Below are 22,433 nucleotides of genomic sequence, written 5' to 3' on the forward strand. Positions count from 1 at the left end.
CCATCCGAGCGACACTAGCCCATCAATGCGGGGCAACCAATAAGCTTCCTGAGGCAATGCCTTTGCTTGCGCCCCCCAAAAGGGCATTTGCCTTATGGCGTCCTTTGTAATTAATCTTGCCTCATCCGGAGGATCACCGGCTCGGCCGGAGGGGAGCCGCCGGAACCAAGCGCGCCAGTCTGCGCCGCCCATTCATGCAGGCGCAGCGGCAAAGGAGGGCCCGAACCTCGGTTCGGGAATGGACGCAATGACAGGCGAAACCCCAGCCCGCCGCCGCGGGCGCACTTCGAAGATCTCGCGGGAACGGATCCTCGACGCCTCGCTGGTCGAGTTCGCCAAGCACGGTTACGAGGGAGCCACGACCGCCTCGGTTGCGCGCCGCATCGGTGTGACGCAGCCGCTGATCCACTACCATTTCGGATCCAAGGAAGCGCTGTGGCGGGCCGCCGTCGAGCTCGGCTTCAGCCAGATGGCGCAACTCCTCGACGGAGTCGCCACCGACGGCGCGGAGCTCGATCCGCGCGAGCGGCTGCGCCGGGTCGCCGGCCGCTTCGTCCACTTCAGCGCCAAGCACCCGGAAGTCAGTCGCCTGATCATCGCCGAGTCGGCAGTGCCGGGGCCGCGCCTGGAATGGATGACCGACAAGCACCTGAGGCCGCTGATCCGCCGTGTCGAGGAGACGTTCCGCGCCGCGCGCGACGCCGGCATCGTCAAGAACCTCTCTCTCGAATCGCTGATCTTCGTTTTCCTTGGTGCTCTTCCTCACTTCTTCGACGGAGCGCCGCTGATCGGGCTGCTGTGGGGAATCGATCCGGCTTCGTCCGAGCACGTGACGGAGTATGCCGACACCCTGGTCGAGGTTCTGACGGCCGGCCTTCTGGTGCCGAGCGCCACAAGCTGAGACGGCGCACAGCGCCGTCGCCGTCTTCGCGCTGCCCGTTCGTCGTCGTCGCGAGCGCTGCCGCGCACTTTTCCCAGCATTTTCCAGCCATTCGCGCGCTCCGCGGCGATTGAACGGTTGCCCTGCCCTGCTAAGGTCGCGCCAAACGCGACGAGCAAGAGGGACCAGCAACGAGGACCAGAGGGAGCAGCCGAAATGGCGAACGACAGCCTGACGATCACCGACAACCGTACCGGCAAGACCTACGAGCTGCCGATCGAAGAGGGCACCATCCGCGCCCTCGACCTGCGCCAGATCAAGGCCGGAGCCGACGATTTCGGCCTGATGACTTACGATCCGGCGCTCACCAACACCGCAAGCTGCCGCAGCGCGATCACGTTCATCGACGGCGATCAGGGCATCCTGCGCTACCGCGGCTACCCGATCGACGAGCTCGCCGAGAAGAGCTCGTTCCTCGAGACTGCCTACCTCATCGTCAAGGGCGACCTTCCCAACCAGGAGCACTTCGATGCGTGGACCTACAACATCAAGATGCACACGATGCTCCACGAGAACTGCAAGAGCTTCGTGGAGGGCTTCCGCTACGACGCCCATCCGATGGGCATCCTGGTAGGAACGGTCGCCGCGCTGTCGACGTTCTATCCCGACGCAAAGGAAGTCGACGACATCGAGTCGCGGCGCCTGCAGGTGCGCCGCCTGATCGGCAAGATGCCGACGATCGCCGCCTACGCGTACCGTTATTCGATGGGCCTGCCGTACGTGCAGCCCGACAACGAGCTGAGCTACGCCGGCAACCTGTTGTCGATGCTCTTCAAGATGACCGAGCCGCGCTACCGCGCCAACAGGGTGCTCGAAAAGGCGCTCGACGTCCTGTTCATCCTGCACGCCGACCACGAGCAGAACTGCTCGGCCAACGCGATGCGCGCCGTCGGCAGCTCCCGCGTCGATCCGTATTGCGCGACCGCGGCAGCTGCAGCGGCCCTTTACGGACCGCTGCACGGCGGGGCCAACGAAGAGGCGGTCAGCATGCTCGAGGAGATCGGGTCGGTCGACAACATTCCGGCCTTCATCAAGAGCGTCAAGGCCGGCGAGCGCCGCCTGATGGGCTTCGGCCACCGCATTTACAAGAACTACGACCCGCGCGCGAAAGTCATCAAGAGGATCGCGTACGAGGTATTCGAGGTCACCGGGCGCAACCCGCTGATCGACATCGCGCTCGAGCTCGAGCGCATCGCGCTGCAGGACGACTACTTCCACACGCGCAAGCTGTATCCGAACGTCGATTTCTATTCGGGCATCATCTACCAGGCGATGGGCTTCCCGACGTCGATGTTCCCCGTGCTGTTCGCGATCGGCCGCACGCCGGGCTGGCTCGCGCAGTGGGCCGAGAACGTGCGCGACAACGAGCAGAAGATCGTGCGGCCACGGCAGATCTACGTCGGCGAGAAGCTCCGGGGCTACACGCCGATCGCCGAGCGGCCGGTGCCGCAGAGCCTCGAGCGCAAGTTGTCGCGCGGGCGGCTCTGAAGCCGGCGTGACCGAGTCGCTGCCACCGGTCGACGCGGTACTGCTGCTGTCGTTCGGCGGCCCGGAGCGCCCGCAAGACGTGATGCCGTTCCTCGAGAACGTCGCGCGCGGGCGAAATATCCCGCGCGCACGCCTCGAAGTCGTCGCGCAGCACTATCTCGGCTTCGGCGGCCGCAGCCCGATCAACGACGAATGCCGGCGCATCCTTTCGGCGCTCGAAGCCGAGCTGGCCGCGCGCGGCCCGCACCTGCCGCTGTACTGGGGCAACCGCAACTGGCACCCGCTGCTCGCCGACACCGTCGCAGCGATGGCCCGCGACGGGGTGCGCCGCGCGGTCGCGATCGCGACGTCCGCGTTCAGCTCGTACTCGTCGTGCAGGCAGTATCTCGAGGACATCGAGAAGGCCCGCGCCGCCGTCGGCGCTTCGGCTCCGCGGATCGAAAAGCTGCCCCCGTTCTGGAACCACGCGTTCTTCCTCGAGACGATGGTCGAGCATGCGCGTGCCGCGCTCGGCAGCGCCGCACTCGAGCCGTCGGCGACGCGACTGGTATTCACTGCGCATTCGATCCCGTCGGCGATGGCCGCGCGCTGCGACTACGAAGCCGAGCTGCGCGAAGCATCACGCATGGTCGCTCTTGCGGCCGCGCCGTCGCTCGCGTGGGACCTTGCGTGGCAGAGCCGCAGCGGTCCGCCGCAAGTGCCGTGGCTGGAGCCGGACGTCTGCGATCACCTGCGCACGATTGCGGCAAGCGGCATCTCGCGCGTGGTGCTGGTGCCGATCGGCTTCGTCGTCGATCACATGGAAGTCGTCTACGACCTGGATACGGCGGCGGCCGAAGTCGCGCGCGAGTGCGGCATCGCGCTGTCACGCGCAGCGTGCGCCGGAGCGGATCCGCGCTTCATCGCGGGACTGAGGGACCTCGTCGCGGCGCATCAAGGCGGCGACGCCGTTGCCGTGCTCGGCTCGTCGGCGCGGCGGCCGTTTCCGTGCGCGCAGGACTGTTGCCTGCCGCACTGACCGGGCCGCCGCAAAGGCCTACGGCTGGTAGATTTTCATCACTTCGGCCAGGAACTTGAGCGAATCTGCCTTCGGTCTCTGGAAGCTGTTGCGGCCGATGATGGAGCCGAAGCCGCCGCCGTCGCGAATGCCCTTGCACTCCTCGAAGACTTTCTCGTCGCTGCCCTTGGCGCCGCCCGAGAAGATCACGATGCGCCTGCCGCCGAACGACGAGTCGACGACGTGGCGCACTCTTTCGGCGAGAGTCGCGACGGGGATCTTTTCCTTCTCGTAGACCTTCTTCGCTTCGGCCTGCTCGATGTGCGCCGTCGGCGGTTTTACCTTGAGGATGTTGGCGCCGAGCTGCGCGGCGATCTGCGCGGCGTACGCGGTGACGTCGATCGCCGTCTCTCCTTCCTTGGAGATGCCCGAGCCGCGCGGATACGACCAGACGACGACGGCGAGGCCGTTGGCCTTGGCCTCGCGACTGAGCTCGGCGAGCACTTCGTACATGCCCTGGAACTGTGCCGAGCCCGGATAGATCGTGTAACCGATTGCCGAGCAGCCAAGGCGCAGCGCGTCCTGCACCGACCCGGTCACCGACGGCGTCGGATCGGATCCGTCGGGTGCCAGCGAGTCGTGGTTGTTGAGCTTGAGGATCAGCGGGATGTCGCCGGCAAACTCGGCAGCGCCGCCTTCGATGAACCCGAGCGGTGCTGCGTAGGCGTTGCAGCCGGCGTCGATCGCGAGCTGGAAATGATAGCGGGGATCGTAGCCCGGCGGATTCGGAGCGAAGCTGCGCGCCGGCCCGTGCTCGAAACCCTGGTCCACCGGAAGGATCACGAAGCGCCCCGTGCCCGCGAGCTTTCCGGTGTTCATGATGCGCGCCAGGTTGGCGAGCACGCCCGGATTTTCTCCCGCGTACCAGCCGAGGATTTCCTTTACTCTTGCGGTCGCCATTGCTCGTGTTGCCTCTCCCGGTTGAAACTTCTGCGCCGCGATCGGTCGCGGCAGCAACCGCGGCCTCTTAGCCACACTGGCGGGGCGGAGCAAGCGCGGTCCGGCGGAGTCTCGCCGCGACGCAAGCTCCAGAGCGGAAGTGGCGCGGCCGCCGCAGCGAGTTGGCAGCAAGCGCCTGACGCGCCGGGCGAGCTTCGCAGGATGGCGGGCAGCTTGACAACGCCGCGTCCGCAGTGAGACTTCCTGTGCGCGCCGCGCCGCGCCAACGGATGCGAACCAGCTGCGAAAACCCGTCCGTCCAGCACCCGTCGACCGATGCGCGCGTCCGCGTCGCGTCGCTGGTCGCAGCCGCCTTCTTGCTGATGGTGCCGTCGCTCGCGCTCGCACTCGCCGACGCACCGGCCTCGGTCGCTCCGGGGCCCGAGAAAGTCGAGACCACGTTCAAGAGCGTCGATGCGACGGTTTCCGCGCAATGGGAATTTCCCGCGCACACGCCGGCGCCCCTGGTCGTGCTGATTCCCGCGTCCGAAGCGGTCGATCGTGACGGGTTGCCCCCGGGGTACGGCGGGGATCCCGCCACCGGCATCTACGCCCAGCTTGCGCGCAAGCTGCTGGACGCCGGCTTCGCGGTGTTCCGCTACGATTCGCCCGGCACCGGCCGCAGCAGCTCCGGACAGTTCTGCACCGTGCGCTCGACTGCGCTCGAGGCTTACACGCGCGCCGTCGACAATCCGAAAGTCGATCCTGCGCACGTCTTCCTGCTCGGGCACAGCGCGAGCACCGATGCGGTGGTCGGCATCTACCCGCGCTACGCCGCGGTGCGGCCGCCGGCCGGCGTCGTGCTGCTGGCGAGCATCGTCGGCGAAACCGACATCGTTCGCGTCGACGCGCCGACGCTGATCGTCGTCAGCGACAAGACTCCCGACGAGATCTACCAGCACGGCCAGTTCCCCACCGACGCGCGCAACCGCTTCAGCGAAAAGAAGCTGGAAACTTCGCTCGTGACGGTGCCGGGCGCCGAAGTGACGCTGCTGTCGCCGGTCGACAAGAACGGCGGCGGCAAGCAGTACTCGATCGATCCGCGTGCCGTCAGCGCAACGCTCGACTGGCTGCGCGGCAAGCTCGGCCTGCCGATTCGAAGCTGATCGCCGGGCTTTCCGCGTTGCGTTACGGCCCGGCCTTGCCCGAGTTCGGATCCGTCATCAGCGAGTGGACGTCGACCACTTCGAAGTCGCTGCCGTGCAGCGTCGTCAGCTGGTGCAGGTCGTCGTCGTCCCAGCGCCGGTCGGGTGCCCCGGAGATGAACCAGTTGGCACCGTTGTCGGCGAGCATCATCCCGTACTTCTTCAGCGCCGTCAGGATCACCTGGTTGGCGGCAGAGAATCCGGAGATGTCGACCGTGTTTTTCAGTCGCACGCGGATGCCCATCGGCGGAACGTTCGGATCCGTGTTGCTGCTGGCGTCGTGGCGCGCCGGCCAGACGTGGGCCTTCTGCGTCACCTCGGCCGTGAAGCGGATGGCGTGCTTGATCTCGCCGGCGGCGACCTCGTCGTAGCGCACCAGGCCCGGCAGGATCGGCAGGCCGGCGGCATCGGCGGAAGTGAACGTGTCGGTGCGCAGCGCGTCGGAGCCGAGATCGAAAATCGCGCCGCTGCCTCCGTGCCAGGAGCCGTCGCTGCCACGCTTGGCCGCGTAGACTTCCGACAGGCTGCAGGTTCCTTCCTGCACGATCAGCACGTGCGCATCGCCGCGCCCTTTGCTCGGATGGCTGCCGCCGCCCTCGACCGCAACGTTGAACGGAATGGGATAGCTGCCCATGTCGCTTTCGTCCGAGTAGAGGAAGCTGGTGCCGACCGGCGGCTGCGCGCTCGAGACGACCGTGTAGGGAATGCCGATGCTCTGGTTGTGGTAAGGGCCCTTGCCGAAATCAGGGTGAAGCGGCGCCGTGTTGCCGATGCTCGCAACCCAGGTGCCCGACATGGTGTCCGGCGGCAGCGCCGAGACGTCGGTGTTCCAGATGTCGTCGGTCGGCAGCACCTGGCACGGGATCGGGTCGGACGAAGGATAACAGCGCTTGATCCACGCGCTGCACGCCTGGCTGCCGCCGTCGGCGACATAGACGACGCACGTTGCCGGCTCGTCGGTGCGCGCGGGCATGCCGACGGCCGCGAGCGTGCAGCCCGACGCCGAAGCTGCGCCGATGCAGGTAGCCTCGTTGTCGAACGCCGTGACTTCGTTGCCGTACCGCGTTCCCCACGTCGGCGTGCCGACGACGTCGCGGGCACTTACGACGATGGTTCCGTCGTCGAGCGTCTTGGCCTTGCAGTGGGTAACGGCAACGGCGCTCGTTGCGGGAAACAGCAGCGCCGCAGCGACGGCGGCGAGCGGAAGGCGGCCTCGGGTCCTGCTCATGCGAAAGACCCTGCGGGGCGAGCCGGCGGCTGTCAACCCCACCGGGGGCTGTACGGGCATTCAGCGGGCGGCAGGAAGCGCGGCAACGCGCCCGCCGCCGCGGCGCGAGAGCACTTGGCGGCGGAACTGGCGGATCACCGGAATGCGGTCGAGCCACGCAGAAGCGTCGGCGCGCGAAAGGTCGTGAGGGCCGACGGTGCCCGCGTAACCCTCCGGAATCTGGCTGTAGAACACCGGCGGATCGACCGAGTCGTCGAGGAAGTGGTACTCGTATCCGGGACAGCAAAGGTCGTCGTCGACGACCACGTCGACTGTCCTTACGCCGAAGGTCGACAGCACCGACGTCGTGGCCTGGGGCGGAATGATCCACACCTGCTTCGGCCCCGCAAAAAACAGGTACTGGATGCGCCGGTTCACCGAGAGGATGCGGTAGCGCACCAGCTCTCCGCCGTAGAGCACGCTGGTCGAGCGCGCCGTCTCGACAATCCCGCCGCCAAAGTCGGGTTCGTAGCCGCGCACGATGCGCAGGCTTTGCGGGTCTTTCTTGCCGCCGCGGCGCCGGAAGTACGCGATGCTGCGGCCGCCGTGGACGAGGTTGCGCGGGTTGGCAGCGGCCTCGTCGCGCGGGCCGGTGAAATCGCGGTAGGCGCGCACGCGGCCGGGCGGAGCGTTGCGCAGCACGAGGTCGAGGGCAGCGGCTTCGTTGCGGATCTTGATCGTGCGCCGCGCCGCCGTCTCCAGCGCCGTCTGCATCTCGAACGGAAGGTCGGTCGTCGATTCGATCGACTCGAAGTATTCGTCGTCGCCGACGTACCAGGTGCGAATGTCGCCCTTGCCGATCCAGAAGTCGTCGTCGCTGGAGACCATGTGCGAGGCGCTGCGCCAGACGAGCGAGCCGTCCTTGTAGAGGATGCGCGGCCAGATCGAGCGTACCTCGCCCGCCGCGTCCGTCTGCACGAGATAGGCCACGAAGAAGCGAAGCTGCGGGGTCTGGAAGTAGTTCGACAGGTAAAAGCGCGTGCCGAACAGCTCGATCAGCGTCGTCGGCACGTAACGGCCGCGACCGAGCCGCGACGGATCGCGGCGCGCAAGGCCGGCCGGCCTCAAGCGGGCACCCTCGCGAAGCAGGGCCTGGAACTCCCGGCCAACCTGCACCGCCGCAAGCGGCGACAGGTCGACGCTCGCAATGACCGCCGTCGGCAGAAGCGGAGCTCGCGTCGCCGCGCGAGGAGATGTTTTCCTTTGTGCGACCGCCACGCTCAGCTCACCGAGTCGACCAGCTCCATCAGCCCGCGATCGCGCAGCGCCCCGATCACGCAGCCCTTGACCTCCTCGATCGTGTCACAGCGAAGAGCCTCGTTGGCCACCGTGACCGCATCGTCGTAGCGCGCGCTGCGCACGAGCTGCTTGATCACCGGGATCGACGGAGCGCCCATGCTGAGCTCGTCCAGGCCCATGCCGATGAGCACGAGGGTGCAAAGAGGATTGCCGGCCATCTCGCCGCACATGCCGACGCGGCGACCGGCATCGCGCGCCGCATCGACGATCATGCGGATCGACTGCAGCACCGCCGGGTGCAGCGGCTCGTACATCGAGGCGACGTGGACGTTGTCGCGGTCCACGGCCAGTGTGTACTGGATCAGGTCGTTGGTACCGATCGAGACGAAGTCGACTTCGCGCATCAGCTGCGGCGCGCGCAGCACCGCAGCGGGAACTTCGATCATCGCACCGAGCTCGACGTTGGGCTGCTCGCCGAGACCCGCGGCCTCGAGGTCCGACAGGCACTCGGCGTAAATCTCGCGCACGCGCCGCATTTCCTCGACGTTGGTGATCATCGGGAACAGCAGGCGCAGCGGATCGCTGCCGGCCGCGCGCAGCACCGCGCGGATCTGCTCGCGGAAGAAATCCTCCGACTCGAGCGACAGCCGGATCGAGCGCAGGCCGAGAAACGGGTTGCGCTCGCGAAGCTGGGTGCCGAACAGCGGGTGCTTGTCGGCGCCGAGGTCCAGGGTGCGAAGCGTCACCGGGCGTCCGTGCATCTTCGTGAACACGCGCTTGTAGAGGCTGCGCTGCTCGTCTTCGTTCGGGAAGTCGCGCCACGAAAGAAAAGGGAACTCCGTGCGGTAGAGACCGATGCCTTCGGCGCCGTAGCGGTCGATCAGCGCGAGCTCGCCGACCAGGCCGACGTTGGCGAGCAGGCTGATGCGATGGCCGTCGAGGGTTTCGGCGGGAAGCTCGCGCAGGTGCTCGAGGCCGCGCTGGAACTCGCGGTACTCGCCGGCCATGCGCCGGTATTCGGCGAGCACGTCGGGCTCGGGCCGGAGGTAGACGGTGCCGGAGTTGCCGTCGACGATCGCGTCGGTCCCCTCGCGCACCGACTCGAAGACGCCGTCGGCGCCGACGACGGTGGGAATGCCGAGCGATTTGGCGAGGATCACCGCGTGGGACGTCACGCCGCCGCTGGAAGCGACGATGCCGCAGAGCTTGTCGTGGTCGAGAGCCGCAAGGTCGGTCACCGACAGCTCGAACGCGACCAGCACCGCGTCTTCGGTGACCTCGGGAACGTCGGTCTGGGCACCGAGGAGGTGTCCGAGAATGCGCTGCCCGGCCTCGCGCACGTCGGCGGCGCGCTCGCGAATGTAATGGTCGGTCATGGCCTCGAAGCGCTGCACGTAATCGCCGACGACGGTCTTGAGGGCTCCTTCGGCGGCGACTCCCTTGTCGATTTCCTCGAAGATGCGCGTGGCGAACGAGCGATCCTCGATCATCATCCGCAGCGCCTCGAAGATCGCTCCGCTGACTTCCGGCACCAGCTCGCGCATGCGTACCCGCGCCTGCTCGACCTCGGCGACGGCCTTGATGAGCGCCGTCTCGAACCGGGCGCGCTCGGCGACGCCGCCTGCGCCGGCAACCACCTGCACGTCGGCAAGATTGGCCGGCGGCGCGATGCGATGGGCACGACCGATGCCGATGCCCGAGGAGGCACCGAGGCCCGAGAACATCACGGTGCCGGTTTCGGTCTTCTTCTTTTCGGTGCGCGAGCGTGCCGACTCGAGGCTCTCGAGCCTCTGCACGGCCTTCTGCATCTCGCGGCGGAAACGCTCCCTCTCCTCTTCCTGGCGCTGCAGGCGCTCGGCGAGGTGGGCGTTGACCATGAACGCGCGGATCTGGCCGGCAACCGCGCGAGCCAGGCTCACGTCCTCCGGCGAGAAGCGCCGGCGCCGGCGGCTCTGGACGACGAGCACGCCGCGCGTGGCCGGCCCTTCGCCTACCGGCACGCCGAGGAACGAGTGGTACTTCTCTTCACCGGTTTCGGGAAAGAATTTGAACCGGGGATGCGCCAGCGCATCGTCGACGACGATCGGCTGCTGCTGCTCGACGACGAGGCCGACGAGGCCCTCGGTCTTGCTCATCGTCACGCGCCCGATGCTGCGCGCGGGAAGGCCCTGCGTCGCGGCCAGGCTGAGAAGGCCGGTTTCGGGATCGTAGCTGTAAAGCGAGCAGACCTCGCAATCGAAGGCCGCCGCGACCATGCGCACGAGTCCTTCGAGCGCTTCGCCCGACGACGAGCCCGGGCCGAGCAGAACCGTCAGGTCCTCGAGCAACCGCAGGTGGCGGCGAGTGCCGCGCGGCCGGTCGCCGCTCGAGGCTCGATCCGCCGAGTCTGAAAGCGTGTCCTTGATGCAGCGAGCTTATATCAGCGGCTCGCGACCGCTCAATGACGATGCATCCGCCAGGGACCGGACGCCGCCAATTGCCAAGCAATTGCGGCGGATCCTGCAGCGAATCGCCGCGAAATCCCGCCATGCAGCAGTCGCTCGCTCAGCGCGGGCCGGGGGCGCGAAAACGGGTACGACCGATGCGGACACCGGAGACGATCAGGGAGTGCACGTGCTCGCGCGCGCGCCGGACCGCGGTCGCGAGGTCGTCGCCGCCTGCCAGCGCAGCGGCGGCGGCCGATGCCAGGGCGCATCCGCTTCCATGCATCGATCCGCGGATGCGCCGCGACGTCATTCGCGTCTCGCGTCCGTCATTGAGAAGGAGGTCGGTCGGCGCTGCGCGAAGATGCCCGCCTTTGACGAGCACGGCGCCGCCGGTCGCGGAGGCGAGAACAGCGGCGGCTCTTCGCATTCCTGCGAGATTGGTCACGGGGACTCCCGCCAGCGCGGCCGCTTCGTCGAGATTCACCGTCACGAGCGTCGCGACCGGAAACAGGCTCGAGACGATCGCCCTCACGGCTGCCGGCGCGGCAAGCCGGCCCCCGCCGGTCGCTGCGAGCACCGGATCGAGGACGACGGGAATGGCGCGCGAACTGAGGCGACGGCCAAGGGCTCGCGCCACCTGGGCCGTCGGTACCTGACCGATCTTGATCGCGGCAACCGGAAGAGCGTCCAGCAGCTCGTCGAGCTGGGCGAGCACGAGGCTCGGAGCGACGGCGCGAGACGAGCGCAATCCGGTCCCCGACTGCACGGTGATCGCCGTGACGACAGCCGCGGGCAGCGCGCCCATCGCTTCGATCGAGCGCACGTCCGCGAGAATTCCCGCTCCCCCGGACGGATCGAGGCCTCCGATGGCGACGACGAGCGCAGGACGTCGCCCGCTCATGCGGATGCGACGGCGGCTTCGAGAGACTTGGCAACGACGGCGACAGCCTCGTCGCTGAGCGAAGGATGGATCGGCAGGCACAGCACCTCGCCGGCGGCGCACTCGGCTTCGGGCAGGTCGCCCGGTTTTCCTCCGAGAGTCGCAAAACACGGCTGCAGGTGCAGAGGCTGCGGATAGAACACGCGCGTCGGCACTGCGCGTTCGGCGAGGATCGCCGCGACGCGGTCGCGACGTCCGCTGCCGCGCGGATCGTCGATGCGGACGGTGAACTGGTGCCAGACGTGGCTTTCGACGCCGGCAGGCAGCGCGGGCGCGACCAGGCCGTGCCGCTGGCCCGGCGCAAGCAGCCGCGCGTACAGCGAGGCGATCTCGCGGCGGCGCGCGGTCCAGCCGGCAAGATGCGGCAGCTTGGCATTGAGCACTGCCGCCACCAGCTCGCCCATGCGCGCATTGATCCCGACCTCGTCGTGCTGGTAGCTCGTCGACGTTGCGCCGTGACTGCGCAGACCGGTGATCCTCGCGCCGAGGTTCTCGTCGCGGGCAACGACGAGGCCTCCGTCGCCGGGGCCGCCGAGGTTCTTCGTCGGGTAGAACGAAAAACAGCCGATTTCACCGAAGCAGCCGACCGACGCTCCACCGTGGCGACAATCGATGGCCTGGGCTGCATCCTCGATGACGGCGACGCCGTGCTCGCGCGCCAGCGTGACGATTTCGCCGATCGGCGCGCTGTACCCGTAAAGGTGCACGGGCAGCAGCGCCGCAAGGCGCGCTCCGCTGGCGCGATGGCGCAGCTGCGTCGCCGGCCCTTCGAAATGCCTGGCGATCGCAGTGCGGAATTCAGCCGCCCCCGCGTTGAAGCTCTTCCGGTCGATGTCGCAGAACACCGGCACTGCCCCGGCGCGCCACACTGCGCCTGCGGTGGCGAAGAACGTAAACGCAGGCAGCACGACCGCGTCGCCGGCACCGATGCCGAGCGCAACCAGAGCCAGGTACAGCGCGTCGCTTCCCGACGAGACGGCGACGGCGCACTTCGCACCGAGCCGGGCGCCAAGCGAAGCCTCGAGCTCGGCGGTCTCCGGCCCGAGCACGAACTGCTGGCGAGCCAGCACACCGTCTATGCGTCGGCGCGCATCGACTTCGACGGCGCGGAAGTCGGCGGCGAGGTCGAGCCACGCCGGACGGGACGTCGACGTGGGAAGGGACGCCCGGATGGGAGGCGAAGTGCTCAAGAGGGAACGATTCCGGCGGCGCGCACCAGCATCGCCATCGACTCGGCAGCCGAGCCACCCAGCACGGCCGCCGCGTCGCGGTCTTTGGGTGTCGGCTCGTTGTTGACGATGACGAGCGGCGCGCCCGCCGCCACGGCAGCATCGGGCAGCGAGGCCGCCGGATACACGACGAGCGACGAGCCGATGACGATGAAGAGGTCGCAGCGCGAAGCCGCCTCGAAAGCCTCGCGCGTCTCGCGCTCGGGCATCTGCTGGCCGAACGAAATGGTGGCCGGCTTGACCGGTCCGTTGCACGAGCGGCAGTACGGCACCTCGAGCTTCCCGCTGGAGATCTGCTCGTGAAGCTTCTGGCGGTCGTGCTCGAGCCCGCACTCGATGCAGGTCGCGCGCATCGACGTCCCGTGGATCTCGATGGTCCGCTCGGGCGAGCTCCCGGCTTTGCGGTGCAGGCCGTCGATGTTCTGCGTGATCAGGCGGTCGAGCTTTCCGGCTCTCTCGATCGCGACCACCGCGTGGTGGGCACCGTTCGGCTCGGCCGCGCGAAGGATCGGATACGTCTCGGTTGCCAGCTTCCAGTAGTCGCGGCGCGTCTGCTCGTGGAGGCAGAACAGATCGAAGGTCAGCTTGCGCGGATCGTGGCGCGACCACAGTCCGCCCGGAGAGCGGAAGTCGGGAATTCCCGACTCGGTCGAGATGCCGGCCCCGGTGAGGAAAACGACCGAGCGCGCGTCGCGCAGAAGCTCTGCCGCCCGCTCGAGTGACGGACGCTCCGGCGAGCGCTGTGCATCCGCGGATTTCACGAGCGGCCGCTATAACCGTCGCGGCGCCTTGCCTCAAGCCACTGACGCCTTGGCTCGCGCGGCAGCGCTCCAGGCAATACTCGCCGCGGAATTGGCAACGAGGGTGCAAACCCTGCCGTCTTTCGCTAAGGCTAGCGGGTCGGCCCGGGCCTCGGGCGACGGTGTCGCCGGGTGTTTCGTGTTCTGAAGTGGCTGATCGCGCTCGCGGTCACGGTAGTCGTGGCCGTCGGCGCCGTGGTCGTGCTGACCGCGTATGACGAGCTGACCGCGACGCTCCCTCCGCTGGACCGCCTTCTCGACTACGATCCGCCGGTTGCCACGAGGGTCTACGCCGACGACGGCTCCCTGATCGAGGAGTTCTACCGGGAGCGCCGCTATCGCGTCGCGATCGCCGACATTCCTCCGATGGTGCGCAACGCGTTCCTCGCCGCCGAGGACTCCGATTTCTTTTCCCATCGCGGTGTCGACTTCGTCGGCATCGCGCGCGCGTTCCTCGCCAACCTCCAGGCCGGCAACGTCGTGCAGGGTGCCAGCACGATCACCCAGCAGGTGGTCAAATCGCTGCTGCTGACCCCCGAGCGGAGCTACCAGCGCAAGATCAAGGAGATCCTGCTGTCGCTGCGCCTCGAGCAGCACCTGACCAAGGAAGAGATTCTCGAGCTGTACCTCAACCAGATCTACCTCGGCGACGGCAACCACGGCATCGGCGCGGCTGCGAAGAACTACTTCGGCAAGACCGTGCAGGAACTGACTCCGGCCGAGGCGGCGATGCTGGCGGGGCTGCCGGCAGCGCCGAGCCGCTATTCGCCCAACCGCGACATGGAAGCGGCCACCAGGCGCCAGCACTACGTGCTGCGGCGCATGCTCGAGGAGCAGTTCCTGAGCGCAGGCCAGTACCAGGAGGCGATGCGCGAGAAGGTGCACGTGCTCACCCATCGCCAGCGGCCGGGCGGAGTGCGCAACTACTACACCGAGGCGGTGCGCCTCCAGCTCGAAGACATGTTCGGCGCCGAGGCGCCGTACAACCAGGGCTATTCGGTGCACACCGCGATGCAGCCGAAACTGCAGGCGCTGGCCGAAGCGGCGATCCGCAACGGAATCGAGCGCCTCGACACTTCGAACGGCTACCGCGGCCCGCTCGCCCATCTCAGCGACGACGAGAACCGCCAGCACATGGCAGCCGTCGATTCGGAGCTGGCCGGCGCCCCGCCCGATGCCGAGCGCATCTACGAAGCCATCGTCAGCAGCGTGGCGTCCTCCAGGCTGGAAGTCTCGATCGGGACGGCGACGCACGCGACGCTCGACGTCTCGTCCCTGCACTGGAACGCGCAGAACAAGACGAGGCGGTTTGCGGTCGGCGACCTCGTCGAAGTGCGCGCGCGGGAGAACGGGCACAGCAACCCCGAGCATCCTTCGGTCGAGGAGCCGGTGCACTGGTACCTGACCGAAACCCCGCAGGTCGAGGCGGCACTGCTGGCAATCGACAACGCCAAGGGCGGCGTGGCCGCGATGGTCGGCGGCTACGATTTCCTCGGCAGCCAGTTCAACCGCGCACTGCAGGCCAGGCGCCAGCCGGGCTCGGCGTTCAAGCCTTTCATCTATTCGGCCGCGCTCGACCACGGCTTCACGCCGGCGACGATCCTGATGGATTCGCCGGTGCAGTACATGGATCACGACAAGATCTGGGAGCCGCGCAACTACACGCGCGACTACAAGGGCCCGATCCGGCTGCGCACCGCGCTCGAGCAGTCGCGCAACGTCGTGTCGGTCAAGATCGTCGATTCGCTCGGCGTCAAGACCGTCGTCGACTACCTGCAGCGCTTCCACCTGAACGCCGAGTTCGGACCGAACCTCTCGCTCGGCCTCGGAACCACCGAGCTCACGCTGAAGGACCTGACCGAGGGTTACACGACGTTTGCCAACGGCGGCGTCAAGGTCGAGCCCGTCGTCATCAAGAGCATCGAGGACAAGGACGGCAACCCGTTCTTCAGCGACACGCCGCGCCGCCGCGAAGCGTTGTCGCCGGAGACTGCCGCGCTGATGACGTACATCCTCGAAGGCGTCGTCGAACGCGGCACCGCAACCGCAGTCAAGGCGCTGGACCGTCCCGTTGCCGGCAAGACCGGCACGACCAACGACCAGCGCGACGCGTGGTTCATCGGATTTACGCCGACGATGACCGTCGGCGTCTGGGTCGGCTACGACGACCAGACGCAGACGCTCGGGCGCCTCGGCACCGGCGGCCACGTCGCAGCTCCGATCTGGCTCGACTTCATGAAGCCCGCGCTCGCGGGTACGCCGGTGCGCGACTTCGAGATTCCCGAAGACATCGACTGCGTGAACATCGATCCGAACTCCGGCAAACGAGCCGGAGAATGGACGTCCAAACCTTTCCTCGAATGCTTCAAGCAGGGCACGGAGCCGGGCTCCGGAGGCGGGCTGGAAGTGGCGGGCGCCGGGGCGAGCGAAGCGCTCGAGTCGATCACGTCGAACACGACGACGGACTCGCCGTCCGATTACGACGAAGCGCCGACGGGGCATTCGTCCTCAGGGGCCCTTCGCTCCGCACCTGCCGTTGCCGCGCCCGGCATGCTGCCTCCTGCAGCGCCGGATGCTGCTGCAGCGCCGCCCGACGCCGCCGCGCCGCCGCGCGATCCGCGCTGGGCCACAGGGCAGGCGACACAGCCGATCAATTCCCGCGGGCGTTCGGCCGACGACTCCGCACCCGCGCCCCTTTATCCTTACACGCCGCCGAGCCAGCGAGGCGCAGCCGCCGAACATCTCAAAGCCGAGGCGGTCGAGACGCCGAACGGTCCCGAAGTGCACCTGTACCGCCAGCCCGCTCCGGCGCCTTCTGCGCCGCCGCCCACCGCACCGGCCACCCCGCCGGCCACTGCCACGCAGCCGCGCCTGTGGCCGGCGCCGGTCGGCAACGCGCAGGAGGCGTCGCCTCCTGCAACGGACCATCCTTCGCGCCGCATCTGGGGCGGAGTCCCGATCCAGCCTCACAGCGAAGGCGCGGACGAAGGCGTCAGAGGGTCTCCCAATACGGAGCCAGAGCCTCGCGACTGAGACGGCCCCACGCCGTCAGCTCGCCGCCGCCCGCGACGAACGCAGCGGGGTCCGCCAGGTGCGCAATGCTGGTCGCCACCGAATCTTTCAGCGCCTCGATGTCGTAGCCGCCTTCGAGCAGCAGCAGCACGCGCCCGCGCGCAGACTCGTCGGCGACCTCGACCAGCGCATCGGTCATCGCACCGAAGGCCGCCGTGGAAAGCGCCATCGATGCGAGCGGATCGCTGCGATGCGCGTCGTAGCCGGCCGAGACCAGCACGAACTCGGGCGCGAACTCGCGCGCGAGCGGAAGAACGAGGTCGCGAAAAGCCGCGAGGTATTCGTCGTCGCCGCAGCCGGCCGGCATCGGCACGTTGACCGTGTATCCGCTCGCCCTTCCGCGGCCGGTTTCTTCGGGACGCCCCGTGCCGGGATAGAACGGGTACTGGTGCGTCGAGACGTACAGCACCTGGTCACTGTCGTAGAACGAATGCTGGGTGCCGTTGCCGTGGTGCACGTCCCAGTCGACGACGAGGACGCGCGAAAGACCGCGAGCGTCCGTCAGGTGGCGCGCAACGACGGCAACGTTGTTGAAGAGGCAGAAGCCCATCGGATGGTTGCCCTCGGCGTGGTGGCCGGGGGGCCTCAGTGCGGCAAAACCGTTGTCGACGTCGCCGGCCAGGATGGCATCGGCCATCGCCACTGCGCCGCCGGCGGCCAGCAGCGCCGCATCGAACGAGCCCGACGATGCCGGCGTATCGGCGTCGAACTGCGTGTGGGGACGCGCCGCGCTGGCGGCGACCGCCGCCACGTGCGCGGCGTCGTGAACCCGGCGCAGCTCTTCCTCGGTAGCGGCCCGGGCGGCGACCCGCGGCAGCGCCGAAAGCGGCGCCGCCTCGAACAGCTCGCACAGCGCCTCGATGCGCGCCGGGCTCTCGGGATGGCGCCTTCCGGTGTCGTGGTGGGCAAAGCGACGGTCGACCAGCAGTGCCGTGCGGCGCATGCGGCTTCTTAGCGCGAAGATGGACGGGCAACCAGCGCGCCCGCGATGCCGGGCAGGCGCGTTTTTTCACGCCGCGACCGCGCCATGCAGCCGCGGTCGGGCGCTCGGGGTCCGGTGCGCCGGCAGTCGGCGGCCGGCGCGGCGGCGGCGGTATTCCGGCAGCAAAAATGGCTGCGGCAACAGCGGGGGTTGACAGTCGGGTCAGGTGCTCCTAGCGTCCAGAGAATGTTCGGCATCGGTCCTTCCGAGCTCATCGTCATCCTCGTGATTGCCCTGCTGGTTCTCGGGCCGAAACGGCTGCCGGAGCTGGCCGCGGGCCTCGGCAAGGGTCTTGCCGAATTCCGCCGCGCGACGGCCGACATCAACGCCGAGCTCGACGAGGCGCGGCGCGCGCTCGAAGAGCAGGCGCGCGAGGCCTCGCGTGCATCGCAGCAGGGCCGCGTCTCGCGCAACCCGCGCGCAGCAGCCGGCGAAGAAAACGCCCCCGTTACCGCCTCCGCGCCCGCCGCCGACGAGCATGCGGCGGCCGCCGACGACGACGAGTCGCACCCGCACCCGAAGGCCCCGGCCTGATTCCGACGTCGTGGAGGACGTCGAGCTGCCCCTGACCGGCCATCTGGCCGAGCTGCGTCGCAGACTCCTGCGTGCCGTCCTGGCCATCGCCGTCGCGTTCGCGTTCTGCTACCCCGAGTCCGCGCTGATCTTCCAGATCCTCGAGCACCCGCTGCGCAGCTCGGCCGAAACCAACAACCTCAAGTTCCAGATCATCGGCACCGGCATCGCCGAGGCGTTCTTCACGCGGCTCGGGGTCTCGCTGGTCGCATCGGTGTTCGTCGCGATCCCGGTGATCCTTTACCAGCTGTGGCGATTCATCGCGCCGGGGCTGAAGACGCACGAGGCCAGCTACGCGAAGTGGTTCGTGCTGTTCGGCACGCTGTTTTTCGCGTCCGGTGCGTCGTTCTGTTACCTGTTCGTGTTCCCGGTCGGGTTCCCGTTCTTCCTGCAGGAGTATGCCGACCTCGGCATCGACCCGGTGCTGCGCATCAGCGAGTACCTGTCGTTCACGTCGCGGATGATGCTCGCGTTCGGCGCGACCTTCGAGCTGCCGGTCGTGATCTTCTTCCTCGCGCGCGCCGGCCTGGTCACGTGGCGACAGCTGCTGCAGTTCTCGCGTTACGCCGTCGTCGTCATCTTCATCGTCGCCGCCGTCTTGACGCCGACGCCCGATGCCGCCAACCAGTTCATGATGGCGATTCCGCTCTGCTTCCTCTACGCCGCGTCGGTCGGCGTGGCGTATTTCTTCGGCAAACCGCGGCCGGTCGAGGAGACCGCCGAAGAGGAAAAGCCCGAAGATTCGACGACGCTGCCTTCGCGCCGCTGACGCGGGCTCAAGCGGGATCGGCGGCGTCTGCGTCGAGAAGATTGCGGCGGACGGCTTCGGCCATCGCCGGTGACGTCGGTACCTGGCGTGCGTTCACTTCCGCACCGAGCCGGGCCAGTGCGCGCAGGCACGCCTGCACCGAATCGGGCACCGCGAGCACGACCAGCAGAGATTCGGAGCCCGCCGGGCCGTAGAAGCGCTCCATCGTGCGCGGGACGGCCCAGTCTTCCCACGCTTCGATCACGAGGCGGAAGTAGGCCGACTCGGCGCGAGGCACGGCCAAGTGCAGCGTGTAGACGCCGAGCTGCGGATCGAACTCGCCTTCGCCGGCATCGAGCCCGATCGCGTCGTTCTCACTGATAGGCACTGGTGGCATCGAACCACACCTCCGAGCGCTCTTCGCAGCGGCCGCACTCGACGCGCACGACGCGCAGGATACGACCTGCGACGTTCTCGCTCCGCTCGCCGAGGGTGGACAGGTTTCCTCCGCAGGGACACTCGCGGTGGGCGAGGTGATCTTCGATCTGCGAGAACGCGTCGATCGCGAGCGCGGTGGCGCGGGCGCCACCGGGGAGCGCAGCCAGGGCGCGCGCGAAGCGCCTTCGGCGCAGCAGTCGCCACAGCGACGCTGCGAGGGCAGCCAGCAGTGCGAACGCGAGAAGGAGGGAGATCACTCCGTGGTCGCGTTCGGGTCGCCCGGAATGGTGCCGAACACCGAGCTGGTGCCGACGTGCCGGACGTTCTTGATCGGCGGCCTGGTCACCGGCTCTCCGCGCCTGGCCTTGGCCAGAAGGTCGGAATAGCCCGGCGCCAGCGCAACGGTCGGCGACGAAGACGGTCCGCTGATCGTGACCGGCACGATCATCCCGGCTTGCACATCGACGAGCGGCGCAAGCCACGATGCCGACTGCGCGAGGCGGGACGCGACGGCGCCCGGCACCGCGACGGTGCCGTCAAGCGCCAGGCCGGCAGCCTGCGACCAGCTTCCGTCGGCATCGAGCTGGAAATCCCCGCTGTGCAGGACGAGGCCTCCGATCGAATAGACGTCCGCCGACCGCGACAGCTCGAGGAAAAGGCGATCGACGCGGGTGCCGATGGTTCCTTTTCGCGAATGCGGCAGCAGCGATGCGAGGTCGGCCGCGTGTGGCAGCGCGGGGTCGGCGGCGGCGAGAGCGTCGACGACGCGCGCGGCAAGATCGAGGTTGCCGATGCGACCGGCGACCAGCGATGCGTGGGCATTCCACACCGGGTTGCGATCCTTGTCCTGGCCGAGCTCGGACGTGGCCGCGCCGGCACCGTCGACGTCGAGCCCGAGCTGCGGCGCGACCGCCGCCACCATCTGCTTCACGTCCGCATGCTTGACCTGTCCGGTCACGGAGAACTTGGGATGGTCGGCCGGCGTGTAGCTGAGCGCACCGGTGCTGTCGCCGTTCCACAGCGTCGAAAATCCGTTGCTCACGCGGAACGTGCCTTCGAACCACTGCAGTCCGAACGGGATGCTGCCGAGGTCGAGGTTGCCGAGGCGCATGTCGCCGGGGCGAATGCTGAGCGCCACTTCGGCATTGATGGCGAGCAGGGATCCGCTGAACGCTGCATTCGTCACGTGCACCGGCCATCCGCCGAGCAGGGGAACGTCCAGCGACGGAGCATTCGCGAACAAGCGGAACCCTCCTTTGCCCGGGACTCCGGAGAACTGCAGCCGGCCGGTCACTTTCATGTCGGGACGGAACGGCTCGGGCACTTTCCAGTCCGCGGCCACCGCTTTCGCGTCCACGTTCGAGAACGACGCCTGCAACTCGTACTTGCCGGTCGGCAACGGATCGAACCAGCCCTGCAGGCCAAGCTCGTAGCCGCTCCATTTCATGTGGCCGTCGCGAAGACGCATCAAGCGGTCGTCCAGCGAGAACGCGGTGGTCACCGTCAGCGTGTCGGTGCGACCGAGCACCTGCCACGGTGCGGTCGCGACGAGCTCTCCGCGCAGCGGCGTAGCCGGAACCTCTTCGCTGGTCGTCTCGCCGACGACGCCCGACGCAGTGCCGTGCAGGTCGAGATTGCCCGACAAGCTCGGATCGAAGCGATTCGGCAGCAGCGTGCGCAGGGCGTCGATCGGTGCGCCCGTAAGGCGGTACTCGGCCTCGACGGTATCTCCGCCGTACGGGCCGTTGGCCCAGTGAATCGTGCCCGTCGCCTCCAGCATCGTGCCGGCTGCCAGCGGCGCACCGGAGAGCTCGAAGCGGCACGAGCGCCCGTCGGCCGCCGGCATCAGCGCGACGTGGGCATTGTCAAAATGGATGCGACCGTAACTGATCGTCACGAGGTCGACCTGGGCCTCGGAGATCTCGAAGCGCGCGCCGGAAGAGCCTGAGACATCCTTCAGCGCCGTCAGAAGCGGTTGCTCGCCGCTGGCCGCGCCAACGGACGGCACGTGAAACAGCTCCGACAAACGCTCGGCGCGTTCGGCAGGGACTGCCGATCCGAGCTCGGCCAGGATCGCCGGTGGGATCGCCGGTGGAGCCGGCGGCGCCTCGCTGTGATGCTGCGCCGGTGCCGGTGCTGCCACGCCAAGGGCCGTCAGGGCAACAGCGGCGCGCAGGATCGTCTTTCGCAAGTCCATGATCGACGTGCCTCTCTAAGGATAGGATTTCCGTTTTGACTGGCGCAGCCAGGCGCGTTAGTGGACGCGGATTCTACTTGCGCGCCGCCGGGGGAGCAACGATGTCTTTCGAGCAGATCACAGTGGCCAGAGGCGCGATTTCCCGCATCACGCTGGACCGCCCGGCCGAACGAAACGCGATGACGCCGCAGATGGGCCGCGAGATCCGCGCGGCCGTGGACGAGATCAACTCCGATGCGGAGGCTCGCGTCGTCGTCATCACCGGTGCCGGCAAGGGGTTCTGCTCCGGGGCCGATCTTCGCACTCTCGGCGCCGAGGCCGGCTCCGGAGAAGCGGCGGAGGGACTGGGCGGCGGCGAGAACTTCTACCGGGCCTTCCTCTCGATCCGCGATTTGAAGGTCCCGTCGATCGCGGCCGTCAACGGGCACGCGGTCGGGGCGGGCTTCTGCTTTGCGCTCGGAGCCGACCTTCGCGTGATTCACCGGGACGCGAAAGTCGGGATGACGTTCGTGCGGCTCGGCATCCACCCGGGGATGGCCGCGACGTGGACGCTGCCGCGACTCGTCGGACCGTCGGCCGCCGCCGACCTCCTGTACACCGGCAGGCTCATCGGCGCCGACGAAGCGCTCTCGCTCGGCATTGCCAATCGCATCGCCGGCGACGATTTCGACGCGGTCGTCGACGAGCTTGCCGGCGCGATCGCAGCGGCAGCGCCGGTGGCGGTGCGCGAGACCAAGCAGAGCCTGCGCGACAGCGAGCTGCGCAGCCTCGATGCAGCGCTCGCGCATGAAGCCTCGGTGCAGGCAATGACGTTCACGACCGAGGACGCGGGCGAAGGCATCCGCGCGATGCGCGAGAAACGCGCCCCGGCCTTCCGCGGCCGCTGAATGGGGTCAGGCACCAGCCGTATAAATTCGGCGACGACGACCAGTTGATGCGGCTGGTGCCTGACC

The 22,433-nt window shown here is 68.1% G+C and carries 19 protein-coding genes; 8 read left to right on the forward strand and 11 right to left on the reverse strand.

Annotation, left to right across the window (positions count from 1 at the left end):
* The first annotated feature begins 247 nt into the window (after positions 1-247).
* The 3 genes from VGK20_00390 to VGK20_00400 all read left to right on the forward strand — a co-directional run bounded on the left by VGK20_00390 (position 248) and on the right by VGK20_00400 (position 3,446).
* Positions 248-901: a TetR/AcrR family transcriptional regulator gene (locus tag VGK20_00390; protein HEY2772483.1), complete on the forward strand. Its 654-nt coding sequence runs from the start codon at positions 248-250 to the stop codon at positions 899-901.
* Between the two features lie 195 nt (positions 902-1,096).
* Positions 1,097-2,428 carry a citrate synthase gene (locus VGK20_00395; protein HEY2772484.1) on the forward strand — a complete coding sequence of 444 codons (1,332 nt, stop codon included), beginning with the start codon at positions 1,097-1,099 and terminating at the stop codon, positions 2,426-2,428.
* A gap of 7 nt (positions 2,429-2,435) precedes the next feature.
* The gene (locus VGK20_00400; GenBank protein HEY2772485.1) at positions 2,436-3,446 is read left to right on the forward strand and encodes a ferrochelatase; all 1,011 of its coding nucleotides are present in this window, start codon (positions 2,436-2,438) and stop codon (positions 3,444-3,446) included.
* Between the two features lie 18 nt (positions 3,447-3,464).
* On the opposite strand, the gene VGK20_00405 is transcribed toward VGK20_00400, so the two are convergent.
* Positions 3,465-4,385 carry a class I fructose-bisphosphate aldolase gene (locus tag VGK20_00405; protein ID HEY2772486.1) on the reverse strand — a complete coding sequence of 307 codons (921 nt, stop codon included), beginning with the start codon at positions 4,383-4,385 and terminating at the stop codon, positions 3,465-3,467.
* A 269-nt stretch (positions 4,386-4,654) separates the two neighbouring features.
* Here VGK20_00405 and VGK20_00410 point away from each other — a divergent pair, with 269 nt between their 5' ends.
* The gene (locus VGK20_00410) at positions 4,655-5,530 is read left to right on the forward strand and encodes an alpha/beta fold hydrolase (GenBank protein ID HEY2772487.1); all 876 of its coding nucleotides are present in this window, start codon (positions 4,655-4,657) and stop codon (positions 5,528-5,530) included.
* Positions 5,531-5,552: 22 nt separating this feature from the next.
* On the opposite strand, the gene VGK20_00415 is transcribed toward VGK20_00410, so the two are convergent.
* From VGK20_00415 to VGK20_00440, 6 genes are all read right to left on the reverse strand, one after another.
* Complete coding sequence (locus VGK20_00415; GenBank protein ID HEY2772488.1) at positions 5,553-6,797, reverse strand: hypothetical protein; 1,245 nt, start codon at positions 6,795-6,797, stop codon at positions 5,553-5,555.
* Positions 6,798-6,857: 60 nt separating this feature from the next.
* A complete protein-coding gene (locus VGK20_00420; protein HEY2772489.1) occupies positions 6,858-8,054 on the reverse strand; it encodes a hypothetical protein in 1,197 nt (398 codons plus the stop codon).
* A 2-nt stretch (positions 8,055-8,056) separates the two neighbouring features.
* A complete protein-coding gene (gene ptsP / locus VGK20_00425; GenBank protein HEY2772490.1) occupies positions 8,057-10,402 on the reverse strand; it encodes a phosphoenolpyruvate--protein phosphotransferase in 2,346 nt (781 codons plus the stop codon).
* Positions 10,403-10,619: 217 nt separating this feature from the next.
* Positions 10,620-11,402: a bifunctional hydroxymethylpyrimidine kinase/phosphomethylpyrimidine kinase gene (locus VGK20_00430; GenBank protein HEY2772491.1), complete on the reverse strand. Its 783-nt coding sequence runs from the start codon at positions 11,400-11,402 to the stop codon at positions 10,620-10,622.
* Entirely contained in the window at positions 11,399-12,631 is a 1,233-nt protein-coding gene (locus tag VGK20_00435; GenBank protein HEY2772492.1) for a DegT/DnrJ/EryC1/StrS family aminotransferase, read from the reverse strand. Before VGK20_00435 ends, VGK20_00430 begins: the two co-directional genes overlap by 4 nt.
* Entirely contained in the window at positions 12,628-13,431 is an 804-nt protein-coding gene (locus VGK20_00440) for a Sir2 family NAD-dependent protein deacetylase (GenBank protein ID HEY2772493.1), read from the reverse strand. Before VGK20_00440 ends, VGK20_00435 begins: the two co-directional genes overlap by 4 nt.
* Positions 13,432-13,602: 171 nt before the next feature.
* Between VGK20_00440 and VGK20_00445 the strand changes: the two genes are divergently transcribed.
* On the forward strand, positions 13,603-16,503 hold the full coding sequence (locus VGK20_00445) for a PBP1A family penicillin-binding protein (protein ID HEY2772494.1): 2,901 nt from the start codon (positions 13,603-13,605) through the stop codon (positions 16,501-16,503).
* Here the strand turns inward: VGK20_00445 and VGK20_00450 are convergent.
* Positions 16,463-17,485, reverse strand: a complete 1,023-nt coding sequence (locus VGK20_00450; protein HEY2772495.1) for a histone deacetylase — start codon at positions 17,483-17,485, stop codon at positions 16,463-16,465. The two genes, VGK20_00445 and VGK20_00450, sit on opposite strands and share 41 nt — an antisense overlap.
* 225 nt (positions 17,486-17,710) lie before the next feature.
* On the opposite strand from VGK20_00450, the gene tatA reads away from it, so the two are divergent.
* Together tatA and tatC are read left to right on the forward strand one after the other, a co-directional pair.
* Complete coding sequence (tatA, locus tag VGK20_00455) at positions 17,711-18,058, forward strand: twin-arginine translocase TatA/TatE family subunit (protein ID HEY2772496.1); 348 nt, start codon at positions 17,711-17,713, stop codon at positions 18,056-18,058.
* 10 nt (positions 18,059-18,068) lie between these two features.
* Complete coding sequence (gene tatC / locus VGK20_00460) at positions 18,069-18,866, forward strand: twin-arginine translocase subunit TatC (GenBank protein HEY2772497.1); 798 nt, start codon at positions 18,069-18,071, stop codon at positions 18,864-18,866.
* Between the two features lie 7 nt (positions 18,867-18,873).
* Here tatC and VGK20_00465 read toward each other — a convergent pair whose 3' ends face one another.
* Genes VGK20_00465 through VGK20_00475 form a run of 3 tightly spaced genes read right to left on the reverse strand, consistent with a single transcriptional unit; the run spans position 18,874 to position 21,480 of the window.
* Positions 18,874-19,242 (reverse strand): hypothetical protein, encoded by a 369-nt coding sequence (locus tag VGK20_00465; GenBank protein ID HEY2772498.1) that lies wholly within the window; start codon positions 19,240-19,242, stop codon positions 18,874-18,876.
* Complete coding sequence (locus VGK20_00470; GenBank protein HEY2772499.1) at positions 19,220-19,540, reverse strand: hypothetical protein; 321 nt, start codon at positions 19,538-19,540, stop codon at positions 19,220-19,222. The genes VGK20_00465 and VGK20_00470 overlap by 23 nt, the downstream gene beginning before the upstream one ends.
* Positions 19,537-21,480 carry a hypothetical protein gene (locus tag VGK20_00475; protein HEY2772500.1) on the reverse strand — a complete coding sequence of 648 codons (1,944 nt, stop codon included), beginning with the start codon at positions 21,478-21,480 and terminating at the stop codon, positions 19,537-19,539. Before VGK20_00475 ends, VGK20_00470 begins: the two co-directional genes overlap by 4 nt.
* A 101-nt stretch (positions 21,481-21,581) precedes the next feature.
* Here VGK20_00475 and VGK20_00480 point away from each other — a divergent pair, with 101 nt between their 5' ends.
* Positions 21,582-22,367, forward strand: coding sequence for an enoyl-CoA hydratase/isomerase family protein (locus VGK20_00480; GenBank protein HEY2772501.1), 786 nt, complete (start codon positions 21,582-21,584; stop codon positions 22,365-22,367).
* Positions 22,368-22,433: the final 66 nt, after the last annotated feature.

It is taken from the genome of Candidatus Binatia bacterium, assembly GCA_036493895.1.
Lineage (GTDB): Bacteria > Desulfobacterota > Binatia > UBA1149 > CAITLU01 > DATNBU01.